The organism is Candidatus Sororendozoicomonas aggregata (assembly GCF_031528575.1).
Classification (GTDB): Bacteria; Pseudomonadota; Gammaproteobacteria; order Pseudomonadales; family Endozoicomonadaceae; genus Endonucleibacter; species Endonucleibacter aggregata.
Genome location: NZ_JAVLSP010000036.1, coordinates 25,920 through 35,339 on the forward strand (window position 1 = coordinate 25,920; position 9,420 = coordinate 35,339).

The following is a 9,420-nucleotide window of genomic DNA, read 5'->3' on the forward strand; positions in this document are numbered from 1 at the left end:
GAAACAGTTGAAAACGATTGAAAAATCAGTCTGCTGTCAGTTTGGGGGACTCACCTGAGAGATCAATCTCTTCGATAATACGGTTCTGATTAGTGTAGACGCACACATCCGCCGCAATGGTTAAGCTTTTTTCAACAATGTCACGTGCAGACAAATCAGTATTCTGTAACAGGGCCTTGGCGGCAGACTGCGCATAAAATCCACCTGAACCAATGGCTAAAATGCCATCATCCGTTTCCATAACATCCCCATTACCGGTAATAATCAGGGACGCGTCTTTATTGGCCACAATTAACATGGCCTCAAGGCGGCTCATGGCACGATTAGTTCGCCACTCCTTCGCTAGCTCCACAGCTGAGCGCACCAGATGACCATGGTGCTTTTCCAACTGGCCTTCAAAATGCTCAAACAGAGTAAAGGCATCAGCTGTACCACCGGCAAACCCGGCGATCACCTTGTCCTTATGCAAACGTCGCAGTTTGCGGGCATTGCCCTTGATGACAGCATCACCGAGTGAAACCTGCCCATCACCACCGATGACTACCTTGTTGCCCCGGCGGACGGACAAAATAGTCGTGCCACGATACTGTTCCAAGGCGAACTCCTTAAAGAATATAAAATTAACGGCCTTACTATTGGGGGAGTATTCAAAAATATCAAGGGGGACTGGCTGATAACGACAAAGCGAGAAACACTCAGACTATAATACTCAAAGGATTTCAATCGGTTATACGGCGGCAAGTCATATCAATCGTCTTTTCTGACTACCGTGATAGCTGACAAACCGGACGGCAGAGAGTAGGTGACCGGGATGAGCGAACGCCGTCAACAAAGTACAGCTTGAAAGGCGACGGGTATATCGCCAGTTATAGCAGGAGCAGGCAGCGTTCATGTCAACCATTTCAACAATGGAGCCATTGCGCACAGCTACACCGTATTAAAAAAATAATTAATACGGTCAGCGGGGTTTTACTGACCTGTCGAAGCAAGGGAACGGTTAACCTTATTGCCAGGCGTCAGGTTATGTCGATTTTTTACCATATCATTATGCAATTTCTTAATAAGTTTGCTGCCAGTTTTCTCAAACAGAAAAGGCAAAATCGCATGGATGAGACAGACCAGTGAAGCAAGTAACAAAGTAACAGAGAAACGCAATGCGTGCTTAAAATGTTGAGAATAGTTCTCGTTAACCGATACTAAATGTTGTGTGAAAAATTGCATAGCTATACCCTTTTTTGGGTTGTTTGTTATTTCAGTATTTCGCCAGATTACTGAACTCAGGGTGATGGATGAACATCAGATGTTGTTTACATCCCCCTCTCCTGTGAAATCTTCGTGAAATCTTCAATTTATGGACACTTTATAAGCTACAGACTAACAATATAAATAAAGAAAGTGTTTGCTATTTTTTCTTGATTATTCTAAAAAATAGCAAATTATTTTACTTTTCAGTGTTGAAAAAAAATAAATTTCCACCCTGCAGAAAATTATTCAACCAACCCACTGACTTTGACCTGCTTTACAGGCCAGGAGCATGTTTATGAAATATCCGGGCTAGCATGGATTTCAATAAGTGTCTGTCACAGAATGATCGCTCCGCAGACGACAGAACAGTTTTATCAGTAACAAAAATTCGGTAGTCTAGGAGGCTGTCCGAGAATAGACTGCGCTACTGCGGTTGCGATAAATTGGTCTGAAAATTCCTGCTTCTTCGTCAAATAGCCCCGCTATTCTCCTCAGAAGCAGAAATTTTTATCCTTAATTTCTCGCGATCCTCGCTACGGGCGCTGTTCTCGGACAACCTCCTAAGTAATTTTAATGAATGAATAAAAGGGTTTTATGCTCTGGGTCAAAGCCTTCCACATTATCTCTATGGTGTGCTGGTTTGCAGCACTGTTCTATTTGCCAAGACTGTTTGTTTATCATGCGGACACGCAAGACGAGGCTGGAAACGAGCGGTTTAAAGTCATGGAGCGCAAGCTCTATCGAGGCATTGCCACACCGGCCATGTTGGCCACGCTGCTGCTTGGTTTCTGGTTATTCAGCTATGCGCCATCTGCTTACATGGCCAGTGGTGGCTGGCTGCATGCTAAACTCACGCTAGTCGCATTACTGATAGGGTATCACCATATGTGTGGACGTTACCTTAAACAGTTCGACGCTGACAAAAACCAGAAAACGCATCGTTTTTACCGTTGGTTTAACGAGGTTCCCGTTTTCTTTCTGGTAAGTATTATTATTCTTGTGGTGGTAAAGCCGTTTTAGTCTTATTGCCCTGGGCAACAAGGCTGGGATAATAACGCCCCCCGGAGACTACCGCCAATGCTCGACGGTAGTCCCTGATAAAATGGGCTATTTTACGCGGTCACAACCTCACCGGGTCTCGGTATAATCCTACTCACCAAGTACCTATAACCCATTGGCAGGGCGCTATGAGTAAAAACAGTATTCTGGTGATCAATTGCGGGAGTTCTTCACTGAAGTTCTCCGTCATTAATCCAGAAACCTTTGATGAAAGCCTTAATGGCCTGGCTGAGAGGCTCGGGAGTGCCCAAGGCAGTATCAGCTGGAAAGTCGGCGGTCAAAAACAGTCCAGACCCTTAGGTAAATCAGGCCATGACGACGCTATTAAAGCGCTGGTGGACTTGCTGCGTGAACAGCAGCTGATGGCGTGTATTGAGGCCATAGGTCATCGGGTAGTGCACGGTGGTGAGAAGTTCACGGCGTCGAGCTTGATAACGGAGGAGGCGCTTAAAGGCATTGAGGATTGTTGCCATCTGGCCCCCCTGCATAACCCAGCCCACCTGAAAGGCATTCGAGCGGTTAAGCGTTTTTTTCCGGGTTTGGCGCAAGTGGCCGTATTTGATACCGCTTTTCATCAGACCATGCCGGCTGAAAACTACCTTTACGCCATTCCCTACCATCTTTACCGTGAGCATGGCTTGCGTCGTTATGGTATGCACGGGACCAGCTATCGTTTTGTCAGCAAGAAAGCGTCTGACATGCTTGGGCTTGATTACAGCAGCAGTGCTATTTTGGTGGCTCATTTGGGCAATGGCGCCAGTGCCTGCGCGATTAAAGACGGTAAATCCCTGGACACCACCATGGGTTTAACCCCCCTGGAAGGTCTGGTGATGGGTACGCGCTCTGGTGATATAGACCCCAATGTGTTCAGTTTTTTAAATAAGCGCTGTGGCTACAGCCTGGAGGAAATCACCGACATCCTTAATAAGAAAAGCGGTCTGCTGGGATTGTCCGAGATAAACAATGACTGTCGTGTCATTGAAGATGCCGCAAAAGAAGGAAATGCTCACGCACAGTTAACGCTGGACGTTTTCTGTAATGTACTCGCCAAAAAGCTGGCCGGTTTTGCTGCTGAAATGGGGCGTATTGATGCACTGGTCTTCACGGGTGGCATTGGTGAAAACTCCAGCCTGATTCGGAAGAATGTCCTTAAGCGTTTATCTATCTTTGGCTTCAAGGTCGATGAAGTAATAAATAACGCCACTTGCCGGGGAAAAAGTGGCGTAATTACCCAGGCAGATTCGCCGATTGCGATGGTTGTAGGGACGAATGAGGAATTAATGATCGCCCGGGATACCCACGATTTAGTGTCCTCACTCTCCTGAGCTGAGTCAAAGCGATTGTCACGGTTGCATCATCTTGTCTGTACGACGACACCTGGATACCGCGTTGTTCACCTTTGCCGGAAACCACTGCTATGCGCACATATTTTCTTGTCCCTACCGCCTTCGGTGTAGGTTTAACCTCTGTGACCCTGGGGCTTGTTCGAGCACTGGATAACCTTGGGCTGCGAGTGAAATTTTTTAAGCCGATCACCCAGCTCCCCATCAAAAACAAAAGCACGGAACACTCAGTCAAGCTGGTTCAGCGTATTATGGACTATGAAGCCCCAGCTGCCCCTATTTCAGCTCATCATGCTGAGAATTTGTTGGGTGATAACAAAAGTGACGCGCTGATGGAGGAGGTTGTCGCTCTGTTTAATGAGGCATCAAAAGACGCTGAAGTAATGGTTGTGGAGGGGTTAGTACCTACACGAAAAATGCCTTATGCCAATCGTTTGAACAAAAGTATAGCGACGTCTATCAACGCGGATATTATTCTTGTATCAGCAGCGGATGATGAGTCACTCACTGATGTTGCTGACAGGCTGGAAATTGCCGCAGGCACTTTCAGTGGTATCAAGAACCCCAGGCTGCTTGGGTATATTCTTAATAAAGCCAGTAAGATCAACATGGAAGCCCTGCATTGTGAAAATAATCATTTCACCAACCTTCCCGAATTTGCCCGCAAATCATTTGAACCATTAGGCTGCGTACCTTATAAAGACATATTGTCGTCCCCCAGAACGATAGATATCGCCAACCACCTGGGCTGTGACATTATCAACGCGGGAGAAATCAAAAAACGGCGGGTAACGTCTTATACCCTCAGTGCCCGAACCCCGGCAAACATGGCGCATCACCTGAAACCCGGCAACCTGATTATCGCGCCGGGTGACCGGGACGATATCGTGCTGGCTACCTGTATGGCTGCCCTTAACGGTGTCCCAATTGCGGGGTTGTTGCTTACCAGCGGTATTCGCCCGGTAGATGCAATTATGGCGTTGTGTAAAAAGGCCATTACCGGCGGCTTGCCGGTATTATTAACGGCCGGTGATTCATACAAAACAGCCACGCAACTGGACAGAATGAGTAACGCATTGCCCGTTGATGACCATGAGCGTGTGGAAAATGTCGTTAATACAGTGGCTGAACACCTTAATACCCCATGGCTTAAAGCACACTGCGCCAGCTTGTCTGAGCGGCGTTTATCGCCACCGGCTTTCCGTTATAACCTGGTTCAACGGGCTATTGCGGCCAAAAAACGGGTTGTCTTACCCGAAGGGAATGATCCTCGAACCATTCAGGCTGCAGCTATTTGTCAGCAGCGAGGCATTGCTGATTGTATTTTGCTGGGCAATAAAAGCGTGATTGAGCAGATTGCCCAGGACATTGGCATTACCTTACCCGAAGGGCTAGTGATTATGAATCCTGACAGCATTCGTAACCGCTATATTGAGCCGATGGTTGAGTTGCGCAAGCATAAAGGCCTCAGCGCGCCAATGGCAGAAGCGCAGTTAGAAGACACTGTGGTTCTTGGTACAATGATGCTGGCGCTTAATGAAGTGGATGGGTTGGTATCGGGCGCGGCGCACACAACAGCCAATACCATTCGTCCGGCGTTTCAGTTGGTAAAGCCCAAGCCAGATGCTGGTGGGCTTGTCTCTTCTGTCTTTTTTATGCTGTTGCCTGAGCAGGTGCTGGTTTACGGTGACTGCGCGGTGAACCCGGCCCCCAATGCAGAGCAGCTGGCCAATATCGCTATTCAAAGTGCGGATTCTGCCGCCGCTTTTGGTATTGAACCCCGTGTGGCCATGATCAGCTACAGTACCGGCGCTTCCGGTCAGGGGGCCGACGTTGACAAGGTTCGCGAAGCGACACGCCTGGTTCATGAGCGTCGGCCTGATTTGATCGTCGATGGCCCACTGCAATACGATGCTGCCTCTGTGGAGTCTGTTGCCCGCTCCAAAGCCCCAGACAGCCATGTGGCTGGCCGTGCTACGGTGTTTATTTTCCCCGATCTCAATACCGGTAATACGACCTACAAAGCGGTACAGCGAAGTGCTGATGTCATCAGTGTGGGACCTATGCTGCAAGGCTTGAACAAGCCGGTTAATGACTTGTCCCGCGGAGCGCTGGTGGATGATATTGTGTACACCATTGCGCTAACGGCTGTTCAGGCAGATACAGACAAAACATAAAAACATAAAAACATAAGGGTCACCTTATACCAATCGACTCTCCTGACCGCGTTTTAGGTTGCCAACGAAGCCAGCCCCGTGTCTTGTGCAAAATTACCAGGCAGGGTCAGGGTCATCACCTTTTTCCCATGCTTGCCGCAGATCGTCGAAATCTATTATTGGGATATCCTGTGGGCTTTGAGGCAGTGAAAAAGAGTCCTCCGGGTTTTTTTGCGCGACTGTTGCTGTTTGTATTGGGTATTTTTGAGTGTCGGTTGTCCGTGTCTGTGCCTGTGTCGTGGTCGTTTCACAAAGAAAGGCTTCTCCTTCAGGAGAATGTATCCTCGATACGGAGGTGGTTATACCTGTTGTTGGCGACGTTAACGTATGAGTGACCGCGCCGATCAGGCCAATACCGGGGACATCCTGTAAATGAATGGATACCTGGGAGGGTTCCTGTGTACTGGTGGATGGTTGAGGCCCAGTGTAGCCACCAGGGTGTGCACTGCGGATATGCTCATTGAGGCTCTTCTGTAGCGTATACCGCCTTGTGTGACAGACAGGGCAGCAAAGACGGCTTCTACTAATGCCACACTTGTGCATTCTGAAGCTGGTCATGTGTCCAAAGCTCTGACCACAACCATCGCATTTATAGGGCCTTTCTCCAGTGTGGATTCTCATATGGACTTCGCAAGTAATTGCCTGGCTAAAAGCTTTATCACAGTGATCGCATTTAAAGGGCTTTTCTTTGGTGTGGGTTCGAAGGTGTGTAGTGAGAGAGGCGTTTTGGGTAAAGCCCTTACCACAAACCCGGCATTTAAAGGGCTTTTCTCCAGTATGAGTTCGCTCGTGCTGTTCTTTTTTGCTAGGTCGGGTGAACACCTTGGTACAGTAACTACAGGGGTAAGTTTTTTTTGGATTTGGCATACGGCCTCCTCATTCTGTTAGAAGAGCGTGACTGCTCCCCCAACTAAGAAGCAGTCTTAAAAGTCATGCTCCTACCGCGGCTGAGATAAATGGGTCTAAAAAGTCGCTTTTGTTCGTTAAATAGTTCCGCTACTCTCCTCACAAAAGCGACTTTTTATCCTCCATTTCTCGCAGTCCTCGCTACGGGCAGACTTTTAAGACGGCTTCTGAAGAGGCTGTCGCGAAACGCTGAAATACACCCCGCACCGTCATCCTGTACAGGAACCACATTCTATGGAAGGCACTCTAACCGCACGCATCATGCGGGTTTAGTGATTCACGTCCTTGTGGCACAGATCCCTTACAATCCCTGTACGGGATGACGACGGAGAAAATTAAGAGTTTCGCGACCCCCTCTAAAAGTCAGGGGGCTTACGGCGAAAATGCTAAAAAATGTGAGTTCGTCGACTCAAGGCCCGGAAGCTGTAGTGTAAGCTAAATTGTGAGTACTAATTTCCCGCGTCCGCAAAAAAATGAAGAAACCCCAAACCCTTCGTACTGATTACCAGTTTATTCTATTCCATTAATGATTTCCCCATACTATTTGAGCCAAATTGTCATAAACCGGCCATTTATCAGAATATTAAGTCCGTTTTCTGCTCCCGGCTGTCCCTTACAAGCACTCTTAATAGCCTGCGACTACTCACATAGATGTTGATCAGTTAACGCAAGAGTGCCCGATGACGATTTAAGCCGTCAAACTCACGTTTTTAGCCGTACACATTCATTGATACTCACCAGTCAGTTTTTCTGTTGTTATTTTTCTGTTGTTAATGCATAAACCACACTGATCATAGTTACAGCTTTTTTTAAAAGTGACTACACTGTTCGTTACTGTCATCAGAAGTGGTGTAACACACTACCATTTGAGCGCAGTTTGAGAGCTTGTTAACGCGATACAAAATAAGGCGTCGAAAAATAGATTTGTCCTTTTGACCACTGATCAGTTTGTAGTAATAGCAGTGGAATAAAACCTTCGTCCATTTTTTAGAAAAGGAGACAGGGTATACAGGGGATTGAGCGGTCTCCATAAGAAGTAGCCCTGATGATACTTGAGTAATTTTGTTTTACTGGTGCTTTTTCTCTGCCAGTTAGCGGTTGCTGCTGAAGGGGAGGGGGAAGTAAATGTCATTCATTGTGAGGTTGATGGTGCCTTATTGCAGTGTCAGTGGAAAAATGCAACTGACGAAGGCGCCTTGGGTGCCTGGCGTGAAAGTTGCCGGGCAGTCATCGATAATGTCAACCTGTCAGTTGTTTCCATTCATCAAGACGAAGAAGAATCAAATTATTTTGTAGTGGGTAATAAATCAGGTAATAAACTGACACCACACCTTGCTGTTCAATCTGTCCTTGATAGTGGAGCCACTGTTTACGATAGCGCGCAATTACTGACAGAAGGTTCAGATAAAATGATTGACTATGAATTGATTTCACCAACTATTCCTCCAGATAAACCAGGTAAAATAGAGCCTTTATTTAATGGCGAGCTGTTGTCAGAAGAAGGGGGTATAAGTGATCATCACGTTGTTTTTTTATGTCAACAATGCTTGAAGCGCTTTCACATGTTGAAAGAATTTGAAGCGCACCGCATAACATGCAATGAGACAAAGCACACTGACGCAGACGATAATCAACCTCCTGAAAAAAAGCACTCTGTTAAAGAAGAGCCTTACGCTTGCGCTGAAGCGGGGTGTTACAGGTCTTTTTCCTCAAAGAATGGACTGATTCAACACAAAAGACATGCGCATATCATCGCCTATCAAGAGAACCTTAAGTGTAAAGAGTGTGGCAGGGTTTTTGTCAAAATGGCGCAGCTTGATAAACACATGAGATCAAGGCATGCCTCAGCTATACAAAAGCTCTTCAAGTGCCCGGAGATGAAGTGTGACAAAGCTTTTTCCGAACAATGGCTATTGAGGAGACACCAAAACGCACTGCATACCACAAACGAGCAAAAGGTTTTTAAGTGCCCGGAAATGGAGTGTGACAAAGCTTTTTCCCAACAATGGCGACTGAGGCGACACCAAAAAGCACTGCATGCCACAGACGAGCAAAAGATTTTTAAGTGCGCGAAGTGTGACAAGGCTTATGCCTTAAAGGATTCCCTGAATAAGCACAAGCAACGAGCGCACCCCAAAAACCGGGAGCGCTTCAAATGCGATAAGTGTGTCAAAGCTTTTCCCCTGAAAGGTCAACTTCAGCGGCATCAAAGAGAATGCCATGACAAGAAGAAAAAGTATCCATGCGATGAGTGTGACAAGACTTTTGCGCAAACCAGGTATCTGACTCAGCATAAAAGAGAAACCCATGCCAAGGAGGAGAAAAAGATCTATCGGTGCACGCAGTGTGACAAGGTTTTTCCCTCACCCAGGCGAATGAATCAGCACAAAAGACGAAGGCATGGCTTGGTGAAGTGAAAAAATCACGTTCAGCCAACTACCAGTGAATACCCATCGTTGCTTTGCCGTTTTTCACAACACCTTCGGTGGTATAACAATGATTGCGGACCCGTTGATTGAAGCGCTCGATTTCTTTACCATTGGCGCCAGTACCGCTAGGAGCCTGACCGAGAATAGCGCCCGTAGCGAGGATTACGAGAAATTGAGGATAAAAATTTCTGCTTCTGAGGATAATAGTGGGGCTATTTGACG

Annotated in this window: 8 protein-coding genes; 4 read left to right on the plus strand and 4 right to left on the minus strand. The window is 47.0% G+C overall.

Annotated elements, in window-relative coordinates:
- Nucleotides 1–25: 25 nt before the first annotated feature.
- Together hslV and V4C51_RS17945 are read right to left on the minus strand one after the other, a co-directional pair.
- Nucleotides 26–595: an ATP-dependent protease subunit HslV gene (gene hslV, locus V4C51_RS08810; protein WP_330925784.1), complete on the minus strand. Its 570-nt coding sequence runs from the start codon at nucleotides 593–595 to the stop codon at nucleotides 26–28.
- A 374-nt stretch (nucleotides 596–969) separates the two neighbouring features.
- Nucleotides 970–1,221 (minus strand): DUF6356 family protein, encoded by a 252-nt coding sequence (locus V4C51_RS17945; protein ID WP_420797643.1) that lies wholly within the window; start codon nucleotides 1,219–1,221, stop codon nucleotides 970–972.
- Between the two features lie 618 nt (nucleotides 1,222–1,839).
- On the opposite strand from V4C51_RS17945, the gene hemJ reads away from it, so the two are divergent.
- The 3 genes from hemJ to pta all read left to right on the plus strand — a co-directional run bounded on the left by hemJ (nucleotide 1,840) and on the right by pta (nucleotide 5,824).
- Entirely contained in the window at nucleotides 1,840–2,265 is a 426-nt protein-coding gene (hemJ, locus tag V4C51_RS08815) for a protoporphyrinogen oxidase HemJ (protein WP_330925785.1), read from the plus strand.
- Between the two features lie 167 nt (nucleotides 2,266–2,432).
- Complete coding sequence (locus tag V4C51_RS08820) at nucleotides 2,433–3,629, plus strand: acetate/propionate family kinase (protein ID WP_330925786.1); 1,197 nt, start codon at nucleotides 2,433–2,435, stop codon at nucleotides 3,627–3,629.
- Between the two features lie 92 nt (nucleotides 3,630–3,721).
- Nucleotides 3,722–5,824: a phosphate acetyltransferase gene (gene pta, locus V4C51_RS08825; RefSeq protein WP_330925787.1), complete on the plus strand. Its 2,103-nt coding sequence runs from the start codon at nucleotides 3,722–3,724 to the stop codon at nucleotides 5,822–5,824.
- 93 nt (nucleotides 5,825–5,917) lie between these two features.
- Here the strand turns inward: pta and V4C51_RS08830 are convergent, their stop codons facing one another.
- The gene (locus V4C51_RS08830; protein ID WP_330925788.1) at nucleotides 5,918–6,730 is read right to left on the minus strand and encodes a C2H2-type zinc finger protein; all 813 of its coding nucleotides are present in this window, start codon (nucleotides 6,728–6,730) and stop codon (nucleotides 5,918–5,920) included.
- A gap of 1,091 nt (nucleotides 6,731–7,821) precedes the next feature.
- Between V4C51_RS08830 and V4C51_RS08835 the strand changes: the two genes are divergently transcribed.
- Complete coding sequence (locus V4C51_RS08835; RefSeq protein ID WP_330925789.1) at nucleotides 7,822–9,186, plus strand: C2H2-type zinc finger protein; 1,365 nt, start codon at nucleotides 7,822–7,824, stop codon at nucleotides 9,184–9,186.
- 19 nt (nucleotides 9,187–9,205) lie between these two features.
- Here V4C51_RS08835 and V4C51_RS08840 read toward each other — a convergent pair.
- Nucleotides 9,206–9,420 (minus strand): hypothetical protein (locus V4C51_RS08840; protein WP_330925790.1); only part of this gene is annotated, 215 nt, incomplete at its 5' end.

What these genes read in the sequence shown, in the direction of transcription:
- V4C51_RS08830 (WP_330925788.1), bottom strand. Translation starts at nt 6,730, where the DNA reads ATGCCAAATCCAAAAAAAACTTACCCCTGTAGTTACTGTACCAAGGTG.
- V4C51_RS17945 (WP_420797643.1), bottom strand. Translation starts at nt 1,221, where the DNA reads ATGCAATTTTTCACACAACATTTAGTATCGGTTAACGAGAACTATTCT.
- V4C51_RS08820 (WP_330925786.1), top strand. Translation starts at nt 2,433, where the DNA reads ATGAGTAAAAACAGTATTCTGGTGATCAATTGCGGGAGTTCTTCACTG.
- pta (WP_330925787.1), top strand. Translation starts at nt 3,722, where the DNA reads ATGCGCACATATTTTCTTGTCCCTACCGCCTTCGGTGTAGGTTTAACC.
- hemJ (WP_330925785.1), top strand. Translation starts at nt 1,840, where the DNA reads ATGCTCTGGGTCAAAGCCTTCCACATTATCTCTATGGTGTGCTGGTTT.